Consider the following 22,723-nt stretch of genomic DNA (forward strand, 5'->3'; position numbering starts at 1 on the left):
GAGCTCGTCCCCCCCCTCGCGGGGGGGGGGGGGCTCCCCCCCCCCCAGGACACAACGAGATGAGCCCTGTTTGCGCCTTCCGCAAACAGGGCTCACCGCTGAATCTCGTGGGCGATACTGGGATCGAACCAGTGACCTCTTCGGTGTGAACGAAGCGCTCTCCCCCTGAGCTAATCGCCCGTCGTACGAACTTCCACGAGATCCCGGGGGTGGGCTCGTGGTGCGCGATACTGGGATTGAACCAGTGACCTCTTCCGTGTCAGGGAAGCGCTCTCCCGCTGAGCTAATCGCGCGCTGCGGAACTTCGTACTGGCGGAAGCATATCGGACGCGTTCGCGGGCGCGCGCGAGGGGGCCCCCTCCTCCAGGTTGCGGTGTGACCGGCCGCACGGGGGAAACCGCCGTGACACCGGGGTGCCGAAACGGGCAGACTGCAAGAGACAGCACGCCTTCGCGGCCGACCAGGAGAGCTCCCACCTCGATGACCGAAACCGTGTCCACCGAACCGTCCGAACTGCGGCCCCCGCCGGCTCGAGCGGGGCTGCTCATCGGCGTCCTCGTGCTGTCCGCGTTCGTGATGATCCTCAACGAGACGATCCTGAGTGTCGCGTTGCGCGACCTGACCGTCGACCTGCGGGTGCCGACCACGACCGTGCAGTGGCTGACCAGCGGGTTCCTGCTGACGATGGCGGTGGTCATCCCGACGACCGGGTTCCTGCTCGAGCGGTTCACGCCGCGGCAGGTCTTCCTCTTCTCGCTCTCGGCGTTCAGCCTCGGCACGCTGCTGTGCGCGCTCGCGCCCGGCTTCGGGATGCTGATGGCCGGGCGCGTCGTGCAGGCGTGCGGCACGGCGGTGATGCTGCCGCTGCTGATGACGACGGTGATGCGGCTGGTGCCGCCGGAGCGCCGTGGCGCGACGATGGGCACGATCACGATCGTCATCGCGGTGGCGCCCGCGATCGGGCCGACCATCGGCGGGGCGGTGCTGTCGTCGCTGGGCTGGCGCTGGATGTTCTGGATCGTGCTGCCGCTGTCGGTGGCGGCGCTGGTGACCGGGGCGCTGCAGCTGAAGCTGGACAGCGAGCCACGGCGGGTGCCGCTGGACGTGCCGTCGGTGCTGCTGTCCGCGATCGGGTTCGGCGGGGTGCTGTACGGGCTGTCGTCGACCGGTGAGCAGGGGGTTCAGCCGCCGGTGCCGGCGTGGGTGTCGATCGTGGTCGGGGTGGTCGCGCTGGTCGTGTTCACCTGGCGGCAGCTGCGGCTGCAACGCCGTGACCGGGCCCTGCTCGACCTGCGGCCGTTCACGCACCGCAGTTTTGTGGTGGCACTGGTGCTGACGGCGCTGCTGTTCGTCTGCCTGATCGGCGCGGCGGCGATCCTGCTGCCGCTGTACCTGCAGACGGTGCTGCACACGAGCACGTTCGTCAGCGGCCTGGCGGTGCTGCCGGGCGGGCTGGTGCTCGGCCTGCTGGGCCGCCCGGTCGGCGCGCTGTTCGACAAGGTCGGCGCGCGCCCGCTGGTGATTCCCGGGGCGGGGGCCGTGGCGGCGGCGCTGTGGCTGTTCACGACGCTCGGGGCGGGCTCGCCGCTGATCGCGGTGATCGGGATCCACGTGCTGCTGATGGCCGGGCTCGGGCTGATGATGACGCCGCTGTTCACCGAGTCGCTCGGGGTGCTGCCGGACCACCTGTACTCCCACGGCAGCGCGATCCTGGCAACGCTCCAGCAGGTCGCGGGCGCGCTCGGCACGGCGATGTTCGTCAGCGTGGCGACGCTGAGGAGCTCGGACGCCGCGGCGGGCAGCCCGGACGCTTCGGGCCTGCGAGCGGCGTTCGTGGTCGCGGGCTGTGTGGGGCTCCTGGCCTTCGCGGGCACCTGGCTGATCCGCCGCTCCCCCGGCACGGCAGCCACCGCGCCGAAGCACTGAGCACCACCGTCCACTGAGGACAAAAGTCCCGCTTCCGCTCGGCGAAGGCTGGGGGGATACCTGCGAGCGGAAGCGGGAGTTCGAGGTCGGTACGGGGGTCGCCTCGCGGCGAATGGCGCTACACGGCTCCAGCCGGACTGGTTTTCCGTGAAGGCAGTGGGTGAGGCCCGGGGACTCCGCCGTACCGACACCCTCTACAACGCCTCACTCCCGCTGGTGTTCCCCGACGTGACCCGGCTCATGCGAGCAGCCGGCCCAGCAACACGCCGAGACGGCCACGCTCCGCTGTGTTGAGGTCGCCGGTGAGGGGGGTCATCAGCTCCGCCACCTCGGCCGCGACAACGGCGGCCAGCCGGCGCCCCTCCGCCGTCAGGCCGACACGCACCGAGCGGCCGTCGTCGCGGCTCGCGTGGCGCTCGACCAGGCCGCGGCGGACCGCGCGGTCGATCAGCCCGCTCACCGACGACCGGTCGAGCCCGAGGTAGTCCGCGAGCTCCGCCATCTTCGGCGTGCGGTCGCGCAGGATCGCCAGCACCCGCAGCTGCGTCAGCGAGAAGTCGTGCGCGGCCGCCGCCTGGCTCAGCAGCGCCATCACCCGGAAGGACACCTGGACCAGGCCGTCCAGGACGTCGTCGGGTTCGGTCATGGTGTCAAGCTACCTTGAACCAGTTGGTACTGCCAGCTAATGTAGTGGGTAATACCAACTAAAGGAGTCACTATGCGCGCAGCTGTCGTGACCGCGTTCGGCACCCCGCCGGCCTGCCGGGACCTCCCCGAGCCGACCCCGCGGACCCCGGACGAAGTAGTGGTCGACGTCCTCGCCGCGGGCCTGCACCCGCGGGTCCGCTCCCAGGCCGACGGCTCGCACTACACCGGCCGCGGGGAGCTCCCGCTCGTTCCCGGCATCGACGGTGTCGGTCGCGCCCCCGACGGCACGCTGCGGTACTTCGTCCTGCCGGACACCACGATGGGCGCGATGGCCGAGCGGACCGTCGTCGACCTGCGGCGCAGCGTCGTCCTGCCGGAAGACGCCGACCCGGTGCTCGTCGCCGCGGGCATGAACCCCGCGATGTCGGCGTGGGTCGCCCTGCGCCGGCGGATCGAGTTCACCGCCGGGCAGGACGTCCTCGTGCTCGGCGCCACCGGCAACGCCGGCCGGCTCGCCCTCCAGGTCGCGAAGCGCCTCGGCGCCGGCCGGGTCATCGCGGCCGGCCGCGACCCGGAACGCCTCGCCGCGCTCCCCGCCGACCTGGCTGTCACCTTCGACGACCTCGGCCAGGCCGCGGACGTCGACGTTGTCCTCGACTACGTCTGGGGAGCGCCGACGACCGAAGCGCTGCGCACGATCGTCACGCACCGCGCCGACCGCGGCCGCCCGCTGACCTGGGTCGAGATCGGCTCGGTGGCCGGGCCGGCCATCGAGCTCCCCTCGGCCGCGTTGCGCGCGGCCCGGCTGCAGCTCGTCGGCAGCGGCCAGGGTTCGGTCCCGGCCCGCGACATCGTCGCCGAGCTGGCCCACCTCGTCGCCGAGCTCGGCGGCTTCCGGGTCGACGCGCGCACGGTGTCGCTGGCCGAGGTCGAGACCGCCTGGAAGGAGACCGGCGACCAGCGGCTCGTGGTCACTCCTTGACCTTCGGCGTGGCCCGGACGCCCGTGTGCAGGTACTGCTCGCCCGTCGGCAGGGTGTAGAACGTCGCCGACACCCAGCCCCGCATGCCGGCCGGGCGGTACACGAACTGGGCGGGGCCGACCGGGACCAGCTCTTCCTCGGTCGTCGCCTCCGGCATCAGCTCCGCGATCGGGCCGGTGACCGTCTGGCGCATGCGGATCCCGGACTCGCCGGCGAAGACCTCGACCCGGATCGAGGCGCGCTCGTAGGTCCCGAAGAAGCGGGACGCGTCGACCGACGGCGGCTGGGCCGCGGGCTCGATCGGGCGGGGCATCGCGACCCCCGCGAGCTCGGCGAAGATCTCGCGGTACAGCTCTTCGTACAGGTCGTGGCCGCTGCCGCCGTTGGTGAGCAGGGTGACGGCGAGGTCCTGGTCCGGCAGGACCCGCAGGAACGCCGCCTGGCCGATCGTGTTGCCGTCGTGGCCGTACACGCGGTGGCCGTCCCAGTCGAAGCGGATCCAGCCGAGGCCCCACGAGTCGCCGAGCGTGTCCTTGTCCGGCATCTCGAACTGCTCCTCGGTCATCATCCGGGCCGAGTCCGCGGAGAGCACCCGGGAACCGTCCGGGCCGAGGCCGCCGGTCAGGTGCAGGCGGGCGAACGCCAGCACGTCCGCCGGGGACGCCGTGATCAGCCCGGCCGGGCCCGCCGAGCGCGGGAGGCTCCACGCCGGCGCAGGCTGCGGCTCGCCTTCCCCGGCCGCCACGTGTCCCATCGCCGCGCGGAAGAGCAGTGCCTCCTCCGGCAGGGTGCCGGTGCGGGTCAGGCCGAGCGGGGTGAACAGCCGCTCGCGCAGCGCCGCGTCCCACGTCTTGCCGGTCAGCTTCTCGATCACCCGGCCGACGAGGATGAACCCGGAGTTGCAGTAGGACAGCGTCGCGCCGAGCGGGTGCGTCTGCGCGGCCTGGTCGAGCAGCGCGACGTACTTCTCGACGCAGTCGTCGCCGCGGCCGGTGTCGGTGAAGACGTCACCGTCGATGCCGCTGGTGTGGGTCAGCAGGTGCCGCAGGGTCACCTGCCTGGTGACGTCGGGGTCGGCCAGCCGCAGCTCGGGCAGGACGTCGGTGATCGGCGCGTCCAGCCGCAGCAGTCCTTCGTCGACGAGCTGCATCGCGACGGTCGTCGTCCACACCTTGCTGATCGAGCCGATCTGGAACACCGAGTCGTCGGTGACCTCGACGCCGGTGGCCTTGTTCAGCACCCCGCTGCTCGCGACGACCTCGTCGCCCCCGCGCAGGATGCCCAGCGCCGCACCGGGAACGCGGTGCTTGCGCGCGAGCGCGGCCAGGCGGCGCCGCCAGTGCTCGGCGTCGAGCGGCACGCGGGCCGCCCGGCCCGGCTCCCCCGCGTGCTGCTCGACCCAGTCGACGACCCGGCGGTTGAAGTCGACGCGGTGCGATGGCCGGCCGTCGAGGATGAACAGGTGCGACGCGCCCGGGTAGCGCACCAGCCGGGCCGGCACCCCCTGCTCGCGCAGCGCGGTGAACCACTGCTCGGCCTGCCCGGCCGGGCACCGGTCGTCGTCGGCGCCGTGCACGACGAGTGTCGGCGTGCGCACCTTTTCCACCTGGGCCAGCGGGGAAAGCGCCGCGTAGTGCGCCTGGTGCTCAGCCGGTGTGCCGCCCAGCTCCGCGACGCCGAGGTAGTGCCCGCTGTCGGACGTGCCCGCCATGCTGACCACGTCGCTGACCACCCCGCCGGCGACCGCCGCGGCGAACCGGTCGTCCCGGCTGGTCAGGTAGCACGTCATGAAGCCGCCGTAGCTGTAGCCGGACACGGCGAGCCGGCGCGCGTCCGCCACCCCTTCGGTGACGAGCTGGTCCAGCGGCTCCAGGAAGTCCTTCGCGTCGGCCAAGCCCCACGCGCCGACGGCGGCGGTGTAGAACGCTTCGCCGTAGCCGTCGCTGCCGCGCGGGTTGAGCAGCAGCACCGCCCAGCCGCGCGTGACGAGCTCCTGGTGGTAGACGTGCACCGCGTCGGCGCTGCCGTTCCACGCGTTGTGCGGGCCGCCGTGGATGTCGAGCAGCAGCGGCAGCGGGCCGGTGCGGGCCGGGTCGCGCAGCAGCCAGCCGTGCACCACCGTGCCGTCGGAGATGGTGAACTCCCGCTCCTCGCGGGGGAACAGCTCGATTTCGGTGTCGCCGTGCGCGGTGCGCACCTCGAGCTCTCCCCCGGGCAGGTCGACCGTCACGACCTCGCCGAGCGAAGACGGCGTTGTCAGCACGATCACGGCGGTGTTCCCGGCGACGGTCAGCCCGTCCACGGTGTTCCCGGCGCCGCCGACGACCCGCCGGGGCTCACCACCCGCGACGTCGACCGCGTAGAGGTGGGTGCAGCCGCGGTCGCGGGCGCAGAACAGCACGGTCGAGCCGTCGCCGGTGAGCTGCGGCAGTGCGCCCGGGTAGCCCGAGCCGCCCGGCATCACGTTCCGGTCGAGCGAGGCGGCGAGGTTGGTGGTTTCCCCGCCGTCGAGCGGCACCCGCAGCAACCCGAGGTGGCCGGGCGCGGTGTCGGCCCGGCCGATGACGAGCAGCGCGGCGCCGTCGGCCGTCCAGGAGACCGCGCCGCACATGCCCGCGCCGGAGCCTGCCAGCCGCGGCTCGGAAGCGGTGTCGCCGGGGTCGAGGACGTAGGCGCCGGACCGGAAGGTCAGGTCGGCGTCGGCGTCCGGGCCGGCCGGGAACGCCAGCCGGGCGCCGTCCGGCGACCACGCCGGGTCGCCCGCGTGCCAGTCCCCCGACGTTACCTGCCGGACCTCGCCGGTGGTGACGTCGAGAACGTGGACGTGCTTGCGGAACGTCCGCAGCAGGCCGGCGCCGTCGGCCTTGAAGTCGAGCCGGTCGGCGACCACCGGGGCGGCCGCGCGGCGCGCCCGGGCCGCGTCGTCGTCGCCCTCCTCCGCGACGAGGTCGACCGGGGCGCTGAAGGCGATCTCGGCGCCGCCCGGGCGCCAGACCGGGGTGCCCGCGCCGAGCGGGAGCGTGGTGACCTGCGCGGGCTCACCGCCGTCGGCGGGCAGCAGCCACAGCTGCGCCGGGCCGTCCTGGGCCCGCACGAACGCGACCCGCGTGCCGTCCGGCGACCACACGGGCGCGACGTCGCCGGTGCCGCGAGTGAGCCGCCGTGCCTCACCGCCGGCGGTGTCCACCTGCCAGAGCGAGCGGGTGACCTGGTCGGCGTCGCGGTCCGCGGTGCGCAGCACGTACACGATCCGGGCGCCGTCGGGCGAAACCGCGGGCTGTTCGGGGAGCGCGAGGGTGTGCAGGTCGTCGGTGCCCAGGCGTCGGGTCATGCGGATCTCCTTGGGGGATAACGGTCTCACGCGGCGAAGTGGCAGGCCGCGTGGTGCGGCCGGTGGGCGGCGTCGGCGGCCGGGTCTGTGCTGACGCAAAGCGTCCGTTCGGTGTGCACCAGCGGGCCGATCGGGCACCGCGGGTGGTAGCGGCAGCCGGGCGGCGGGTGGTGCGGGTCGGCGGGTTCGGTGTCGGCGAGCGGATCGTCGGTGTCGGCGAGCAGGGTGCGATGCGCCGAGGGTGCGGCGGCGAGCAAGTCCCGCGTGTACGGGTGCTGCGGGTCGGTCAGCACCTGTTCGGCGGGCCCGGCTTCGACGATCCGGCCGAGGTACATCACGGCGACGATGTCGCTGACGTACCGCACCACCGCGAGGTTGTGGGAGATGAACAGCATCGACAGCGACAGCCGCCGCTGCACGTCCCGGACGAGGTTGAGCACCGCGCCCTGCACCGAAACGTCGAGCGCCGAGGTGATCTCGTCGGCGATCAGCACCTTCGGCTGCCCGGCCAGCGCCCGGGCGAGCGCCACGCGCTGGCGTTGCCCGCCGGAGAGCTGCCCGGGCAGCATCGCGGCGCGGTCCGGGTCGAGCTGGACCAGGTCGAGCAGCCGGGCCACCTCGGCTTTCCGCCCGGGGCCGCGGGGCATCGCCTCGGCGATCGACTCGCCGATCGCCATCCGCGGGTCCAGGGAGGAATACGGGTCCTGGAACACCATCTGCAGCGGACGACGGCGAGGCAGCCGCCGCACGTCGACGCCGTCGAGAAGCACCTGACCCGCGCTGACCGGCGCGAGCCCGACCGCGGCCCGGGCGAGCGTCGACTTGCCCGAGCCGGACTCGCCGACCAGGCCGACCACCTGTCCGGAAGGGACGGTCAGGCGGACGCCGTCGACCGCGGTCAGCTTGCCGTAGCGGACGCTCACCGCGTCGAACTCGAGTGCGCTCATGCGGCACCTTCCTCCCGCGACTGTCCGGAAAGGACGCTCACCTGCGGGTGCCAGCACGCGACGCGGTGGCCGTCCGCGGCCGATTCCAGCACCGGATCTTCGACGCGGCAGCGGTCCGACGCCAGCGGGCAGCGGGCGGCGAACGCGCAGCCGTCCGGCACCTGGTCCGGTTCCGGCGGGCGGCCGGGGATCACGGCCAGCGGCTCGTCGCGGTCGGTGGCGAGGTCCACTGTGGTCGCCAGCAGCGCGCGTGTGTACGGGTGCTGCGCGGGGCTCCCGGTCGGCAGGTCCTCGACGACCCGCCCGGCGTACATCACCAGCATCCGTTCGCACGTCTGGGAAACGACCGCGATGTCGTGGCTGATGAGCAGGATCGCCGCGCCCTCGGTCTCGCGGGTGCGGGCCAGCAGGCGCAGCACCTGGCGCTGCACGGTGACGTCGAGGGCGGTGGTCGGCTCGTCGGCGACGATCAGCTTCGGCTCCCCCATCAGGCCCATGCCGATCATCGCCCGCTGCCGCATGCCGCCGGAGAACTCGTGCGGGTACTGCCGCGCCCGGCGGCGCGCGGCCGGGACGCGCACCGCGGCCAGCCGGTCGACCGCCCGGGCGAACGCCGCCCGCCGGGAGAGGCCGTGGTGCTGTTCGGACACCTCGGCCAGCTGCCCGCCGACGCGACGGGCCGGGTTGAACGACGTCATCGGGTCCTGGAACACCATCGCCAGAGAAGTACCGAGCTCGCGGTCCGACGTCCGGTCCACCGGGGTCCCGGCGAACTCCAGCCGGTCGGCGGTCACCACACCGGGCGCTTCGATCAGGCGCGACACCGCCAGCGCGGTCAGGCTCTTGCCCGAGCCGGACTCGCCGACCACACCGATCGCCTCCCCGGCGCGGACGCTGAAGCTGACCCCGCGCACCGGCACCGTCCACCCGTCCGGACGCGGGAACGCCACCTGCAGGTTCTCGACGACGAGCACGGCGTCGGCCGGGACCTCGGCGGCGACCGCGGGCCGCGGGACCGGCAAGGGTCCCGCCGCCCGCCGCGACGCGCGCGTCCGGACGCCGACCACCCCGGCCACCGTCTCGCCGACCAGGTTGAACGCCAGCCCGGCCAGCACCACCGCACCGCAGGGCGCGAGCGCGGCCACCGGGTTGAGGTAGATCCCGTCCAGGCCCTCGCGCAGCAGCCGTCCCCAGTCGTAGTCCGGGGCCTGCACACCGATCCCGAGGAACGACAGCCCGGCGAACGCCAGCAGCGCCGAACCGGCCCCGATGGTCGCGTTGACGACCAGCGGCTCGCCGATGTTGGGCAGCACGTGCCGGGCCAGCAGCCGGATCCGGCCGACGCCGGACACCCGGGCCGCGGCGATGTAGTCCCGCCCGGCCACCGACGCGGACAGCGTCTGCACCAGCCGGGCGAACGCCGGCGCCACCGCGAACGCGATCGCCAGCACCGCGCCGTGCGTGCCGACCCCGAAGATCACCGCGAGGAACAGCGCCAGCAGCAGCCCCGGGAACGCGACCGCGACGTTGACCGCCGCGGTGAGCAGCCGGCCCGCCCAGCGCGGCAGCACCGAAGGCAGCGTCCCGAGGAGCACGCCGGCGGCGACACCGATCGCCGTGGCCAGCACCGCGAGCCCGACCGAAAGCCGGGTCGCGACCAGGGTGCGGAAGAACAGGTCACGGCCGAGGGAGTCGGTGCCGAACCAGTGCGCCCCGGACGGGCCCTGGCCGATCGCGTCCGTGTCGATCGCCGCGGCGGCGTCACCCCACAGCAGCGGGGCCAGCACCGCGAGCAGGACGACCCCCGCCAGCAGGACCGCCGAGCACGCGCCGACCGGCGTGCGCACGGCCGCCACCCAGACCGAACCGCGTCGCGCCATCTCACGCCTCCCGAATGGCCGAGCGCGGGTCGAGCAGCCCGAGCACGACGTCGACCAGCAGGTTCACCAGCAGCACGCCGACGCCGTAGACGAGCACGATCCCCTGCACCAGCGGGTAGTCCTTCTGCAGGATCGAAGCGACGATCGTCGAGCCGAGGCCGGGCCAGGCGAACACGTTCTCCACGAGCACCGTGCCCGCCACCATCCCGGTCAGCATCAGCCCGCCCAGGGTGAGCGTCGCGGTCAGCGCGTTCGGCAGCGCGTGCCGGACGTACACCAGCCGCGCGGGCAGCCGCTTCGCCCGCGCGGTGCGGACGAAGTCGGCGCCCAGCACCGAAAGCAGCTCCACCCTGACCATCCGCGCGAGCACCGCCGCCGGCCCGACCGCCAGGGCCGCCACCGGCAGGACGTACGCGCTCACGTCGTCGCGGCCCGCCACCGGGAACCAGCCGAGGCCGACGGCGAGCAGCGCCACCAGCCCGACCGCGACCAGGAACTCCGGGACGGCGGCGAGGAACACGCTCACCGACGTGAAGCCCAGCTCCGCGCCCCGGCGACGGCCGCCGCGGGTCAGCACCGCGAAGACGACGCCGACGGGGATCGCGACGACGACCACGACCGCGAAGGCCAGGACCGCCAGCTGCAGGGTCGACGGCAGCCGGTCGCCGATCACCTGCGCCACCGGCTGCCCGCTCGCCATCGACGTCCCGAAGTCCCCGGAGAGCAGGTTGCGCACGTAGTGCCCGTACTGCACCCACAACGGGTCGTCCAAGCCGAGCGCCGCCCGCTTGGCCGCCACCAGCTCGGCCGGCGCGGTGAGGCCGAGCGCGGCCCGCACCGGGTCACCGGGGACGAGGTGGATCATCAGGAACGCCGCGGTGAGCAGCGCCCACAGCGAGACGGCGAACCGGGCGAGCCGTCGCGCGGCGAACGCCGGCCACGGGCTGCCCCGCAGGCCGGCGGGCGCCGCCGCCGTGGTCATTTCGCGTACATCCGGATCGACGACGGCGTCACGCTGCCCTGGCTGATCTCGAACTTCGCGCCGCTGGCGTAGGTCGGCACGACGGAGTCGAAGTAGGGCACCGCGTCCACCCGCTTCACCAGCGCGGTCTCCGCCGCGCTCCAGTCCGCGCAGCTCGCGTCGCCGGACTTCGACGCCGCCTGCTGCGCCGCCTGCTCGTAACCGGGGTTGCCGATGTGAGCGAAGTTCGTGCCGTCGGGCGCGGCCGGGCCCGAGACGAACGGCACCAGCTGGCTCGGCAGCGAGAACCCGACCGGGGCCAGCGACACCTCCCACTCACCGGTGCCGAACAGCACCTGGCTGAGGCCGGGGCTGTCGACCGCCTTGAGCGTCACGTCGGCGCCGAGCGCCTTCCACGTCTGCTGGACGAGCTCCGCGGTCGGCGCCATGGTCGGGCCGAGCTGCGTGCCGTAGAGGACGGTGAGGGAGAGCTTCTTCCCGTCCTTCGCGCGCACGCCGTCCGGACCCGCCTTCCAGCCCGCCGCGTCCAGCCCGGACGCCGCCGCGGCCGGGTCGTGGGCCGGCAGGTTGCCGGCGACGGTGTCGCCAGGGCACACCTTCGGCTCGTTCGTGATCATGCCCTGCGACGGCTTGCCGGCGCCGCTGGTCAGCACCTTGCCGAGCTGGGGCAGGTCGAGCGCCTGGGTGAGCGCCCGGCGGACGGCTTCGTCCTGCCCGGGCCGCCCGGCCACCTGGTTGTAGAAGACCTCGCCCATCGGGGCGGTGAAGTCGCCGTGGAAGAGCTTGCGCGCCTCCAGGCGCTGCCGGTCCGGCCCGTTGATCGCGGCCGCGCTCAGCTCGCCCGACAGCAGCAGGTTCGTCGCGGTCGTGGTGTTGGGGATGACCCGCACGACCACCTTGTCCGGCAGGCCCGGCTCGGCCTTCCAGTCGCCGGGACCCCACGTGTAGTCCTTGCGGCGGGTGAACGTGTAGTGGTCGTTGGGCACGGACTCGGTGACGGTGAACATCCCGGTGCCGGCTTCGCCCTTGGCGAGCAGCTTGCGGTCCGCGAGGCCCTTGGCGCAGGCGATCGGCACGCCGCCGACGTTGCGGGCCAGGAACGCGTCCGGCTTCCCGCTGGTGACGGTGATCGTGCCGGCCGCCGCGTCCGCGGTCGCCTTGGTGCCCGGGGCGATGTACAGCCCGGCGATGGGCGACTTGTTCGCCGGGTCGCCGATGAAGTTCACGTTGGCCGCGACGTCGGCGGCGGTCAGCGGGCTGCCGTCGGCGCAGGTGAGGCCCGGGCGGAGGGTGAACGACGCCGTCGTCGTCGACGCCTCCCACTTCGCGGCCAGCCCGGAGACCAGCTTGCCGTCGCCGTCGAGGTTCAGCAGCGTGTCGTAGAGGAAGCGGTCGGTCTGGATGGCCACCGACAGGACGGTCATGTGCGGGTCGAGGCTGCCGGGGTCGGAGCCGACGGCGAGGCTGAACGTCTTGCCGTCGACCGGGGTCCCGTCGCCGGCGCCGGCGCCGCCCGATCCCCCGCAGGCGGTCGCGCCCAGGGCGAGCACCCCGAGCAGGACCACCGCGGTCCGTGGTGTGGTCATTCAGATTCCTTCCGCAGGTGGGCCACGGCGAGGCGGGCGGCCTCGCCGATCGCGGCGTCGACGGCGGGTTGCCGCTCGGCGAGGGAGTCCGCGCGGGTGAAGACGGCGACGGCGAACCGGCGTCCGTCCGGAAAGGACACCACGCCGGCTTCGTTGCGGACCGCCGGCAGGGTGCCGGTCTTGGCCGCGACCGTGACGTCGGAGGGGAAGCCGCCGGAGATCCGGTGCGGCCAGATCTGGCGCGCCAGCATCGACCGCACCCGTTCGCACGCCGCGGGTTCCGCCGCGCGGTCGGTCCAGAGGGCGTCGAGCAGGGTGGTGGTCTCCCGGGGGGTGGACGCCGACGTGCGCTCGGGGTCGAGCACCGCGAGCTTCCACGTCTGCTCGGGGGTCGCACCGGCGAACACGGCGTCGAGATCGTCGTCTTCGCCGGCGCCGAGGTCGGCCGGCACCGAGGCGAACAGGTCTTCGCAGCAGCCGATCAGCCGGGTGCGGCGCAGGTCCAGGTCCGCGAGCACCCGGTCGACGGCTTCCTGGCCCACGCGGTGGAACACGACGTCGGTGGCGGCGTTGTCGCTCATCGTCAGCATGAACAGGGCGAGGTCGCGCCAGCTCATTTCGACGTCGTCGGCGCAGCCCGCGGTGCCGATCCCGCCGATGCGGTAACGCTTCCCGACCCGCGTCCGCTCGGTTTCGTCCAGCCGCCCGGCGACGACTTCACGGGCGTAGGCGACGGCGACCGCGATCTTGAACACCGACGCGAGCACGACCGGGTCGTCCGCGCCGAGCGCCACCTCCGGGCCGCCGCCGATCTCCTGAGCGTGCAGGAAACCCCGCGCGCCCGCGGCGGTGAAGACCCCGGCGATCTCTTCTTCGACAGCGCTCATGCGCTCACCCGCCGGTCGGCCCGGCCGGTGTGCAGGTACAGCGCGTGCCCGGCGCCGTCGTCGCCGACGAACGCGTGCGGCAGGTACATGCCCTGCATCGGCTCGGCCAGGATCAGCGTGTCGCCGTTCATGGCGACCAGCTCGGTCTTCTCCGGGCCGGCCAGCTCCGCCAAGATCCCCTTCGGGATCCGCTCGACCCAGATCCGGCCGTCGTCGTCCTGGCTGACCTTGATGTCCGCGACGGACGACGCGTAGTCGCCGACGTAGCGCGTGGCGTCGATGCGCGGCGCGGCCGGGTCCGGCACCGGCGGCACGGCGAGCGTGATCCCGGTGAGCTCCTTCAGCAGGTGGCCGACGACTTCGGTGTAGACGGCGACCGGGCTGCCGCCGTTGGTCAGCAGCGCCACGGCGACGTTGTGCTCCGGCGCGACCCGCAGGAACGCCGACTGGCCGATCGTGCCGCCGTCGTGGCCGACGACCGCGCCGCCCGGCCAGTCGAACAGCGACCAGCCGAGGCCCCACGCATCGCCCATCAGGCCGAGGTCGGGCAGCTCCACCCGGCGTTCCCGCATGGCGCGGGCGCTTTCCGCGCTGAGCACGCGGGTCCCGTCCGGGCCTTCGCCGTCCTTGAGGTGCATGCCGGCGAACGTCACGAGGTCACGCGGGCGCATCGCGAGCATCGAGCCGGCCGGGGCGTTGGACGGCGCCAGCGCCCACATGCCGGCGGGTTCGGGCTCGGCGCCGGGCTTCGGCGTGAGGTGCCCGAGCGCGGCGCGGAACCGGATGGCCTCGTACGGGCTCGCCGCGGCGTGCGTCAGGCCGAGCGGGGTGAACAGGTGCTCGGCCAGGCAGTCGTTGAAGCTCTTGCCGCGCAGGACCTCGATCACCCGGCCGAGCACGCAGAACGCGGCGTTGTTGTAGGAGAACATCTCCCCCGGCGGGAACAGCTGGGGCACGTCGCCCAGCGTGGCGACGTACTTCTCGACGCAGTCGGCGCCGCGGCCGGTGTCGGTGAAGATGTCGCCTTCGAAGCCGGACGTGTGGCACATCAGCTGCCGCACGATGATCCGGGCGGCGGCGTCCGCGTCGGCCAGGACGAACTCCGGCAGGTACTGGCGGACCGGCTCGTCGAGGTCCAGCGCGCCTTCGTCGACGAGCTGCATCGCCAGCGTCGTCGTCCAGACCTTCGTGATGGAGCCGATCTGGAAGAGCGAGTCCACGTCGGCCTCGACGCCGGTGCCCTTGTTGAGCACGCCGGCCGCGTGGTCGATGACCTCGCCGCCGGCGTAGACGGCGACGGACGCGCCGGGCACCTGGTGCTCGGCCAGCAGGGCGGGGAGCCGGCGTTCGAGCCAGGCGGCGAGTTCGGTGAGCTTCGACATGGTTGCCTCTCGTCCGACGATGGGGGAACCGGCGATGCCGGGATGCTAGGACGCGGACCGGGGCCGCCGATTCGTCGAAACCGACGAGACCCGGGGAAACTTTCATCCCGGCGGACGAATCACCGCCGGCGGCGCGAACGGAACCGCAGCGACGGCGCGGCGCGCACCGCCGCACCCCCGACCGCGAGCCGGATCCTGACCTTCGACGCGGCCACCGCGGCCCGGAGCGCGTACGCCCGGACCCGGGCGGTCACCGCGTCCACTGTGGTCATGACGCGAGCCAGGACCGGGCGGTGGTCACGGCAGCGAGCCGCTCCGGGATCGGGGTGACACCGAGGCCCGGCCCGGACGGCACCGGCAGCCGACCGCCTTCGAGCACGAACGGTTGTGTGATGTCCTCGGTGTAGAACCGGTCCGACGCCGAGGTGTCGCCGGGCAGGGTGAAGCCCGGCAGCGAGGCGAGCGCGACGTTGGCCGCGCGGCCCAGGCCGGTTTCGATCATCCCGCCGCACCACACCGGGACGCCGTGCGCGGCGCAGACGTCGTGCACGCGCCGCGCCTCGAGGTACCCGCCGACCCGGCTCGGCTTGATGTTGACGATCCGGCAGGCGCCGAGCTTGATCGCGTCGGCGGCCGAGCGGGCCGAGACGATGGACTCGTCCAGGCAGATCGGCGTCCGGATGTGCTTGGCCAGCTCGGCGTGGCCGAGCACGTCCTCCTCCTCGAGTGGCTGCTCGATCAGCAGCAGCTCGAAGGGGTCGAGCCGCTGCAGCTGCGGCACGTCCGACAGCGTGTACGCGGTGTTCGCGTCGACCTGCAGCAGGATGTCGTCGCCGAAGCGCTGGCGGACGGCGCGCACCGGCTCGACGTCCCAGCCGGGTTCGATCTTCAGCTTGATCCGGACGTACCCGGCGTCGAGGTAGCCGCCGACGACGTCGAGCAGCTTCGGGATCGTGTCCATGATGCCGACCGACACCCCGCACGGCACGGAGTCCTTTGTGGATCCGAGCGCGGTGGCGAAGGAGACGCCGTGCGCCCGCAGCTCGGCGTCGAGCACCGCCATCTCGAGAGCGGCCTTCGCCATCCGGTGGCCCTTGAACTTCGCGAGCAGCGGCGCGACCTTGTTCGCGGTGAGGTCGCCGGCCGCCAGCAGGGCGGGGACGAGGAAGGTCCGCAGCACGTGCTCGACACCGTCGACGTACTCCGAGGAGTACAGCGGGTCGACCATCGCGCCGCACTCGCCCCAGCCTTCGCCTTCGGAGGTCACCGCACGCAGGAGCAGCAGCTCACGCTCGGCCTGTGTGCCGAACGACGTCCGGAACGGCGCCACGAGCGGCATCCGCACCCGGCGGACCTCGACACCGGTGAGTTTCACGACGCCTCCCTCGTGACCACGTACCAGCCGGCCCGGTCGAACCCGGTTACCCCGGCGCCGCCGGCCATCAGGCCGCCCAGCACCTCCCGCAGCGCCACCCGCCACGCGCGGCCGCGCTCCGGGTCGGCCCGCCGCAGCGCTTCGATGTCCGGCGGCACGGCGACGAGCACGACCGGCGCGTCGGCGGGACCGGCGACCGGGCCGCCGTCGGGGCCCGCCGCGAGCGCGACCGCGGCCCCCTGGTTCTTCAGCGTCCCGGCATCGAGCCGGACCGGCTCGGCTCGCGCGGCCGCCCGCACCGGCGGGCTGGCCAGGTCCCAGACGGCCATCAGCCGGTCGGTGTCGCCCGCGCCGTTGATGCCGTCGTGCATGGGGCCGTAGAAGTCGGGCAGGTAGTGCTCGGGCCGCGCGGCGAGCTTGGTCAGGTTGAAGTGGGCGTTGCGCCGCACCAGCGGGTCGAAGGTCCACGAGATGACCGGGACGTCCTGGTGCAGCGCCCACGCGCGCTGGTGCAGCTTGAGCGCGAAGCCGATGCCGCGGCCGTGCCCGGCCGTCGCGACCCCGGCGATGTGGCTGTGCAGTCCTCCCTTGGCCGGCCCGCCGAAGAACCCGAAGCACGCGCCGAGCAGTTCGGGCCCGTCGAACGCGCCGGAGACGTAGTTGCCGGCCGAGACCATGGCCCGCAGCAGTTCGGACGTCACGGGCTGGTTTCCCGGCGCAGGGCGCCAGATCGACTCGAAGAGCCGGGTCACGGCGGTCAGGTCGGCGACCTCGGCCAGGGTCCGGACCTGGACCCCCGAGGCCGTGGCGGCGGTGGCCGCCGCGGCGGCCGCCTCGTCCCGCAGGAGCGGGGCTGTGTTCGTCACGACGTCTGTCACGCCCACCATCCTTTCCGGACTGCCGGGCCGGGTCACCGTTGTCCCGCAACGGATTCACCCGGCGCGTTCGTCGGCGCGGACGAACTCCGCTGCGCCAGCACCGTTTTGGTGAGCGCGGTGAGCAACGCGGTGCGCGCGGGCAGCTCCGCGACGAGGACGTGCTCGTCGTCGGCGTGGGCTCCGCCGCCGACCGCGCCGAGGCCGTCGAGCGTCGGAATCCCCAGTCCCGCCGTGAAGTTGCCGTCCGACGCGCCGCCGACCGCGGCCTCGGCGAGCGGGCCGCCGGCGAGCTCCTGCGCGAGCTTGAACAGGTCTCCCGACGCCTTCCTGTCCAGGGGCGGCCGGTTGATGCCGCCGGTGATGCGGATCCGCGCGCCGGCCAGCACCGGTTCGAGGCTCCGCACGGCGCGGTCGACGCGGTCCTGTTCGGCGGTGTCCCACACGCGCGCGTCGACGGCGACACTGGCGGCGGCCGGGACGGTGTTGGTCGTCGTCCCGGCCGTCAGCGCGGTCGGCACGACGGTGGTCCCGCGGCCGGGGTCGGCGAGCGCGGCCACCGCGAGGAGCTGGTGGGCGACCTCGATCCCGGCGTTGATCCCCTTTTCCGGCTCGAGACCGGCGTGCGCGGCGCGGCCGTCGACCTCGATCCAGTACCGGGAAACCCCTTTGCGGCGTGTCTTCAGCGCGCCGCCGTCGGCCGAGGCTTCGAGCACGAAGACCGCGTCGCAGCTTCGCGCCTCCTCCTCGATGAGCGGGCGGGACAGCGGTGAGCCGATCTCCTCGTCCCCGGTGACCAGGATCGACACGCCGGCGCGGTCGGGCAGCGCCGCGACGGCGTGCAGCGCCATCACGACACCGGCTTTCATGTCGAAGCAGCCGGGCCCGCGCAGGACGCCGTCCCGGACCTCGAACGGGTGAGTGCGCAGGGAACCCAGCGGCCACACGGTGTCGTGGTGGCCGAGCAGCAGGACCCGCGGCGGGCCTTCGCCGAACCGCCAGCGCAGGTGCGTGCAGCCGTCGGTGACGAGGAAGTCGGGTTCGGCGCCCAGCAGACGCCGGCCGACCCCGGCGACCACTTCGGCACTGCGTGCGACGGCTTCGTGGTCGTCCGACGGCGATTCGCAGCGGACGAGCGTCTCGATGTCGCCGATCACCGCGGCTCACCTCGCAGCGGCCGACCGGGCAGCGCCTCGGTGTCGAGTTTTCCTTCACTCACCACGGGAACTCCCGCGACGAACAGGTGCCGGACCCCGGCCGAGGGCCGCGTCGGGTCGGCGTACGTGGCGGTGTCGGTGACCGTCTCCGGGTCGAGGACGAGGATGTCCGCGTCGGCACCGGCGCCGAGATGGCCCTTGCCGCGGGCCGCGGGCGCGACGTCGTCGAGGATCCGGGACGGCAGGGAGGAGCAGCGGCGGAACGCTTCGAGCCAGCTCCAGGCGCCGGTTTCGCGGACCATCAGCCGCAGGGTCTTGGTGAAGGTGCCCGCGGTCCGCGGGTGCGTCGTGCCGCGCGGCGGCAACGGCCACTCGGGGCTTTCGGAACGGCCGTCCGGCCAGAACACCGGCATCGCGTCGCTGGCGACCACGGCGTCGGGGAACGCGAGAGCCTGGTGCAGCAGGCCGCGTTCGCGGGGATCGGTTTCGTCGAGGAACTCCAGCAGGCACGGCGCCCCCGGGTCTTCCCGGCGCAGCTGACGGAGACGGGCTTCGTCGCGGACGCGCTCGCCGGTCTCCAGGATGACCACGCTGGACGGCTTGAGCCCCTTCATCCGCAGGCGTTCCGGGTCGATGAACGCGGCGCCGACCGCGGTGCTGCCCGCGCCGTACGGGTAGGCCTCGACGGTGACGCGGGAGCCTTCGCCGCGGGCGGTTTCGAGGGTGGCGAGCACACGGTCGATGTGCTGCCCGGACGTGCTGTTGACGTGGCAGTGGTGCATCGCGGCGCCGGTCTCCCCGGCGGCCGCGACGACCTCCACCGAGCCGTCGACCGGGATGGCCGGGTCGACCTCGACCAGCTCGCGGACGTGGGTGTAGGTGGGCACGCCGGCCTTCGCGGCGAGGTGCGCGACGGCGAGGAACTCCCCCGGTTCGGTCGCGGGCGCGTAACCCATGAGGATGCCGATGCCCAGGGCGCCGTCCGCGAGCTCGGCTTCGAGCAGCGAGAGCCACGCGGCGAGCTCGGTCTTGCTGGAACTGCGTTGCCACCGCGGGTTTCCCAGCACGGCCAGCCCGCTGGCGATGCTCGCGTCGGGCGCGATGTCCGCGAGGACCTGGGCGCGGGCGGCGCCCCAGGAGGCGGAGAAGCCGTAGTGCAGCGGCCGCCCGGCCGCGGCGGCCTCGGCGTAGGCCCGCTCGACGGGCATCAGCCCGGCTTCGAGGTCGAGGGCGGTGGTGACGCCGTCCATGGCCTGCAGCCGCTGCCCGGCGATGGAGTGCACGTGGCTGTGGAGGTCGACGAAGCCCGGCCCGACCACGAGCCCGGTGACGTCGACGACGGTGGCGTCCGGCGCTTCGAGATCCGGGCCCACGGCTTCGACCCGGTCGTCGTTCAGGAGGACGTCGGCGATGCCGTCGAAGCCGCTCCCGGGGTCCACGACCCGGCCGCCCCGCAAGAGTGTCCGCATCGGGCTGACGTTAGGAGGATTCCGGGCGGCGCCGTTCGTGCGCGCCGACGAACCGCGGCGGCGGGATTGATCCGCGCGGACGAACCCGGGCTCAGGAAGCCGGGGTCACCGGGGCCAGCAGCAGGCCGGTGATCGCGTCGATCAGCCCCGAACCCGCCTCGTCCCAGCTCGCCCGGGGAGTCGCCATGCCCTCGGCCAGCGCCCGCTCGCGCTCCGCCGTCATGTGGATCATCAGCTGGCGGGCCATGTCACCGCGCTCCGCCCGGACATCCGCCGGGAGGCCGTCGAGACACCGGTCGAGCCCCTCGACCGCGCGGGACAGCGCCGGTGACGACAGCGACTCCTCCGCGATGATCTCCCGCAACGCCGGGTCGGTCATCACCTGGGCGCTGAAGCGGGCGAACCACGTCGGCGCGCCCAGCTCACGCAGGTACGTCGTGCTCGGGCGGACCAGGCAGGCCACCCAGTCGCGCAGGTCCCCGTCCCCCTCGATCGCCTCGACGAGGCCGGCGCGCAGCCGTTCGATCCGCTCGGAGTGCTTGCGGACGATCGCGCGGACCAGGTCGACCTTCGTGCCGAAGTGGTAGTTCACCGCGGCGTTGTTGCCCTGCCCCGCGGCCTCGCTGATGTGCCGGTTGGACACCGCGTGCACCCCGTGCTCGGCGAAGAGCCGCTCCGCCGTCACGAGGATGCTTTCCCGCGTGGCACTCGCGCGGTCCGCCTTGACGTTCATCCGAACCACCTGGTCAGCCTGGTCGTTTACCGGGCCTCACCTTAGGGGAGCCGTCCGCGGTGGCGGGAATCCGGTGGACCCTGGCCGGACAGCCACTGGCCGGTCCCGGCCGCGGTTCCTACCGTCGGAGCCCATGATCGCCATCCTGGCGCCGATCCTGATCGGCCTGCTCTACGTCCTGCTGAACTCCCTCGTCGCCGAACCGCACCGGCGAAAGCTCAACGCGGTGGTCGTCGCCGGCGCGGGCGCCGCCTACCTCTCCGGCGGCGCGCTCGGGCCGTGGGAGGTCGTGTTCTGCGCCGTCATGGCCTACCTCGGCTTCCGCGGGCTCGACTCGTGGACCTTCATCGGCATCGGCTGGCTCCTGCACACCGGCTGGGACGTCGTGCACCACCTGAAGGGCCAGCCGATCCTGCCGTTCGCCCACGACTCGTCGTTCGGCTGCGCGATCTGCGACCCCGTCATCGCGATCTGGTGCTTCACCGGCGGCCGCTCGGTCACGGCGGAGCTGCGCTCGCGGTTCCGGCGGGTTGGCGCGCCGGAACCGCGGGTACCCCGGTGAGCGCCGACCCGAGGAGCCACCATGAGCGCAGACGTCGAACGCGCCGCGCACGCCTTCTGCCCGCGATGCCACCCCGACCCGCAGCCGGGTGAGGTGCTCACCGCCCTGTGCGGGGCGCGGCACTCCTACTGGGGCCGCCGCGACCAGCGGGTGAACACCTGCCCGGCGTGCGTGACCCTGGCGGCCGCGAACGTCTACCGGTGCGGCCACCCGGGCGCGTAGCTACCCGGCGGACGCTCCCCGCACCGGGACCATGATCACGAACTCGCGGCGCGAGTGCCGGATCGTGTGCCGCACCTCGCCGGTCGCCGCGAACACCTTCGCCGCGCGGATGACCACCACCGAAACCGGGGCGGCCCGGAACTGCGGGCCGCCGGCCCGGCTCATCCCCGCGGGGACGACCCGGGCCCCCGCGAGGGGTCCGGCGGCGCCTCTTCGGACGCGGACCGCCCTCCCGGCACCACGGCCGACGCGAGCAGCGTGACGAGCGGAACCCAGGTCCGGATCGTCCTGCGCATTGTTGCCTCCCCTGTGACGTGACGCGGCACAGCGTCACCGCAGGGTCGTGTGCAAACCTTGCGGGTTTTCTGCATCACGCTGGTCCGGCGGCCGGAAACCGCCGTTTCGTCACGGTGCGTGTTCGCTCGGCAACGCGGTTTCCTGCCCCCACTGACCTGGCCGCGCTCTCGGCGTCCGCTACCTGAGCACGGCGCTCGGCACGTCCCTGTTCAGCGGCTAGCCCAGTGCGGACAGCGGCACCGCGAACACCGCCCGCCCGCACGTCTGGCCCTGCGCCTTGCAGTCGGCCGTCGACCACTCCGACTGCGACCACACCAGCCCGGTCGACCAGTCGTAGGTGAGCGCCTCCGGGTGGACCGCCCAGCAGGCCGCCGTGGACCCGCAGGTCGCCGACGTGCTCGCCGCGGTCGTCTGGGCCCAGAGCTGGCCGTTGAGCGTCGCCGAGCTGTGCGCGACATACCACTTGCCGTTGTGGGACAGCACGCCCTGCATGTTGCCCACGGAGCTGCGCAACGCCTCGGTCGCGGTCCCGGTCAGCAGGTAGTCCGTGCCCATCGGGTAGCGGTAGAGGCGGCCGTGGAGACTCTGGTCGGAGAAGTACTCCGTCGTCACGAGGCCGGCCGGGGTCGTGCTGCGGTCCAGGGAGATCGAGGAGAAGCACGGCACCCCGGTGTCGGAGGCCATGCTGCAGGTGCCGCCCGCGTAGCTGTAGTAGCCGACCTGCATCATCGCGTACTTGTAGGTCCACGCCGCGTACCCGCCGGCCGTCTTGCCGATCGTGTTCGACGTCGTGTCGGTCAGCTGCAGGATGTGCTTGGTGCTGAAGACCCGGATCGCGGTCGAGGTGTTGCCGACGGCGGTGACGTAGATCTTGTCGCCGTACCAGGCCATCCCGCCCATGTGCGCCTGCGCGCCGGAGAAGCTGCTGCCGGTGCTGTTCGGCACGGCCAGGTACATCATCCGGTGGGCGGCCGAGGCGGGGTCGTTGTAGTTGACCACCTGGATCCGGGCGTCGTTGTAACGGCCGAGCGCGTCGGTGCCGTGCCAGCCGGACAGGATGATCTTGTCCGCGCCCCACATCCCGTCGTCGTCGGCGTCACCGGAGGTCGTGATGCCCTGCGGGACCCAGGTGGTGCTGCCCGCGCGTTCGGCGTCCCAGCACAACGACTTCGTCGCCACCGGCGCCTTGGGCAGGGCGGCCTTCTCGGCGCTCGTGCAGCCGGTCATCGCGTAGCTGGGGTCGTTGACCACGGTGTTGAGGCTGACGTTCGGCAGCGCGTTGTCCAGGGCGGTCAGCGCGGCGGCCGGTGTCGCGTGCCAGACGAGGTTCTGCTTGGCCGTCGTGGTCAGCGGGTCGCTGTAGGCGGCGCTCGCCGTCCCGGGCAGCGCCAGCGCGCCGGCGACCACGGCCAGCGCGAGGAGGAGGACTTTCGGAGTTCGCATGGCGGCATTACGCCGGACTCGGGTCCAAAATCCGTACAA

Annotated in this window: 19 protein-coding genes, 2 tRNA genes and 1 pseudogene; 4 read left to right on the plus strand and 18 right to left on the minus strand. The window is 73.1% G+C overall.

Going from position 1 to position 22,723, the window contains the following annotated elements:
- Positions 1 to 108: 108 nt before the first annotated feature.
- Positions 109 to 180, minus strand: a tRNA-Val gene (locus ACZ61C_RS11945).
- A gap of 38 nt (positions 181 to 218) precedes the next feature.
- Positions 219 to 293, minus strand: a tRNA-Val gene (locus ACZ61C_RS11950).
- Between the two features lie 187 nt (positions 294 to 480).
- Here ACZ61C_RS11950 and ACZ61C_RS11955 point away from each other — a divergent pair.
- A complete protein-coding gene (locus ACZ61C_RS11955; protein WP_465305709.1) occupies positions 481 to 1,926 on the plus strand; it encodes a DHA2 family efflux MFS transporter permease subunit in 1,446 nt (481 codons plus the stop codon).
- Between the two features lie 238 nt (positions 1,927 to 2,164).
- Here ACZ61C_RS11955 and ACZ61C_RS11960 read toward each other — a convergent pair whose 3' ends face one another.
- Positions 2,165 to 2,572: a MarR family winged helix-turn-helix transcriptional regulator gene (locus ACZ61C_RS11960; RefSeq protein WP_465305711.1), complete on the minus strand. Its 408-nt coding sequence runs from the start codon at positions 2,570 to 2,572 to the stop codon at positions 2,165 to 2,167.
- Between the two features lie 72 nt (positions 2,573 to 2,644).
- On the opposite strand from ACZ61C_RS11960, the gene ACZ61C_RS11965 reads away from it, so the two are divergent.
- The gene (locus ACZ61C_RS11965; RefSeq protein ID WP_465305713.1) at positions 2,645 to 3,556 is read left to right on the plus strand and encodes a quinone oxidoreductase family protein; all 912 of its coding nucleotides are present in this window, start codon (positions 2,645 to 2,647) and stop codon (positions 3,554 to 3,556) included.
- Here the strand turns inward: ACZ61C_RS11965 and ACZ61C_RS11970 are convergent.
- From ACZ61C_RS11970 to ACZ61C_RS12030, 13 genes and pseudogenes are all read right to left on the minus strand, one after another.
- Positions 3,546 to 6,887, minus strand: coding sequence for a serine hydrolase (locus ACZ61C_RS11970; RefSeq protein WP_465305715.1), 3,342 nt, complete (start codon positions 6,885 to 6,887; stop codon positions 3,546 to 3,548). The genes ACZ61C_RS11965 and ACZ61C_RS11970 overlap by 11 nt on opposite strands.
- 26 nt (positions 6,888 to 6,913) lie before the next feature.
- Positions 6,914 to 7,834: an ABC transporter ATP-binding protein gene (locus ACZ61C_RS11975; protein WP_465305717.1), complete on the minus strand. Its 921-nt coding sequence runs from the start codon at positions 7,832 to 7,834 to the stop codon at positions 6,914 to 6,916.
- Complete coding sequence (locus ACZ61C_RS11980) at positions 7,831 to 9,714, minus strand: dipeptide/oligopeptide/nickel ABC transporter permease/ATP-binding protein (protein WP_465305719.1); 1,884 nt, start codon at positions 9,712 to 9,714, stop codon at positions 7,831 to 7,833. Before ACZ61C_RS11980 ends, ACZ61C_RS11975 begins: the two co-directional genes overlap by 4 nt.
- Before the next feature lies 1 nt (position 9,715).
- Entirely contained in the window at positions 9,716 to 10,696 is a 981-nt protein-coding gene (locus ACZ61C_RS11985; protein ID WP_465305721.1) for an ABC transporter permease, read from the minus strand.
- Positions 10,693 to 12,282, minus strand: a complete 1,590-nt coding sequence (locus tag ACZ61C_RS11990) for an ABC transporter substrate-binding protein (protein ID WP_465305723.1) — start codon at positions 12,280 to 12,282, stop codon at positions 10,693 to 10,695. The genes ACZ61C_RS11985 and ACZ61C_RS11990 overlap by 4 nt, the downstream gene beginning before the upstream one ends.
- On the minus strand, positions 12,279 to 13,169 hold the full coding sequence (locus ACZ61C_RS11995; RefSeq protein WP_465305725.1) for a serine hydrolase: 891 nt from the start codon (positions 13,167 to 13,169) through the stop codon (positions 12,279 to 12,281). Before ACZ61C_RS11995 ends, ACZ61C_RS11990 begins: the two co-directional genes overlap by 4 nt.
- Positions 13,166 to 14,551: a serine hydrolase domain-containing protein gene (locus ACZ61C_RS12000; protein WP_465305727.1), complete on the minus strand. Its 1,386-nt coding sequence runs from the start codon at positions 14,549 to 14,551 to the stop codon at positions 13,166 to 13,168. The genes ACZ61C_RS11995 and ACZ61C_RS12000 overlap by 4 nt, the downstream gene beginning before the upstream one ends.
- A gap of 119 nt (positions 14,552 to 14,670) precedes the next feature.
- The gene (locus tag ACZ61C_RS12005; RefSeq protein WP_465305729.1) at positions 14,671 to 14,823 is read right to left on the minus strand and encodes a hypothetical protein; all 153 of its coding nucleotides are present in this window, start codon (positions 14,821 to 14,823) and stop codon (positions 14,671 to 14,673) included.
- On the minus strand, positions 14,820 to 15,926 hold the full coding sequence (gene menC / locus ACZ61C_RS12010) for an o-succinylbenzoate synthase (RefSeq protein ID WP_465305731.1): 1,107 nt from the start codon (positions 15,924 to 15,926) through the stop codon (positions 14,820 to 14,822). The genes ACZ61C_RS12005 and menC overlap by 4 nt, the downstream gene beginning before the upstream one ends.
- A complete protein-coding gene (locus ACZ61C_RS12015) occupies positions 15,923 to 16,813 on the minus strand; it encodes a GNAT family N-acetyltransferase (protein WP_465305733.1) in 891 nt (296 codons plus the stop codon). The genes menC and ACZ61C_RS12015 overlap by 4 nt, the downstream gene beginning before the upstream one ends.
- A gap of 23 nt (positions 16,814 to 16,836) precedes the next feature.
- On the minus strand, positions 16,837 to 17,958 hold the full coding sequence (locus ACZ61C_RS12020) for a M20 family metallopeptidase (protein WP_465305735.1): 1,122 nt from the start codon (positions 17,956 to 17,958) through the stop codon (positions 16,837 to 16,839).
- Positions 17,955 to 19,436: pseudogene (locus ACZ61C_RS12025) on the minus strand (amidohydrolase family protein); the annotation flags it as partial. The gene ACZ61C_RS12020 and the pseudogene ACZ61C_RS12025, both read right to left, overlap by 4 nt.
- 82 nt (positions 19,437 to 19,518) lie before the next feature.
- A complete protein-coding gene (locus ACZ61C_RS12030) occupies positions 19,519 to 20,160 on the minus strand; it encodes a TetR/AcrR family transcriptional regulator (RefSeq protein ID WP_465305737.1) in 642 nt (213 codons plus the stop codon).
- Positions 20,161 to 20,293: 133 nt separating this feature from the next.
- On the opposite strand from ACZ61C_RS12030, the gene ACZ61C_RS12035 reads away from it, so the two are divergent.
- On the plus strand, positions 20,294 to 20,722 hold the full coding sequence (locus tag ACZ61C_RS12035) for a DUF6010 family protein (RefSeq protein ID WP_465305739.1): 429 nt from the start codon (positions 20,294 to 20,296) through the stop codon (positions 20,720 to 20,722).
- Between the two features lie 21 nt (positions 20,723 to 20,743).
- Positions 20,744 to 20,944 carry a hypothetical protein gene (locus ACZ61C_RS12040; RefSeq protein ID WP_465305741.1) on the plus strand — a complete coding sequence of 67 codons (201 nt, stop codon included), beginning with the start codon at positions 20,744 to 20,746 and terminating at the stop codon, positions 20,942 to 20,944.
- Here the strand turns inward: ACZ61C_RS12040 and ACZ61C_RS12045 are convergent, their stop codons facing one another.
- Both ACZ61C_RS12045 and ACZ61C_RS12050 read right to left on the minus strand, forming a co-directional pair.
- Positions 20,945 to 21,109: a hypothetical protein gene (locus ACZ61C_RS12045; RefSeq protein WP_465305743.1), complete on the minus strand. Its 165-nt coding sequence runs from the start codon at positions 21,107 to 21,109 to the stop codon at positions 20,945 to 20,947.
- A 348-nt stretch (positions 21,110 to 21,457) separates the two neighbouring features.
- Positions 21,458 to 22,684 carry a hypothetical protein gene (locus ACZ61C_RS12050; RefSeq protein ID WP_465305745.1) on the minus strand — a complete coding sequence of 409 codons (1,227 nt, stop codon included), beginning with the start codon at positions 22,682 to 22,684 and terminating at the stop codon, positions 21,458 to 21,460.
- Between the last annotated feature and the right edge of the window lie 39 nt (positions 22,685 to 22,723).

Source organism: Amycolatopsis sp. NPDC104587 (assembly GCF_055583645.1).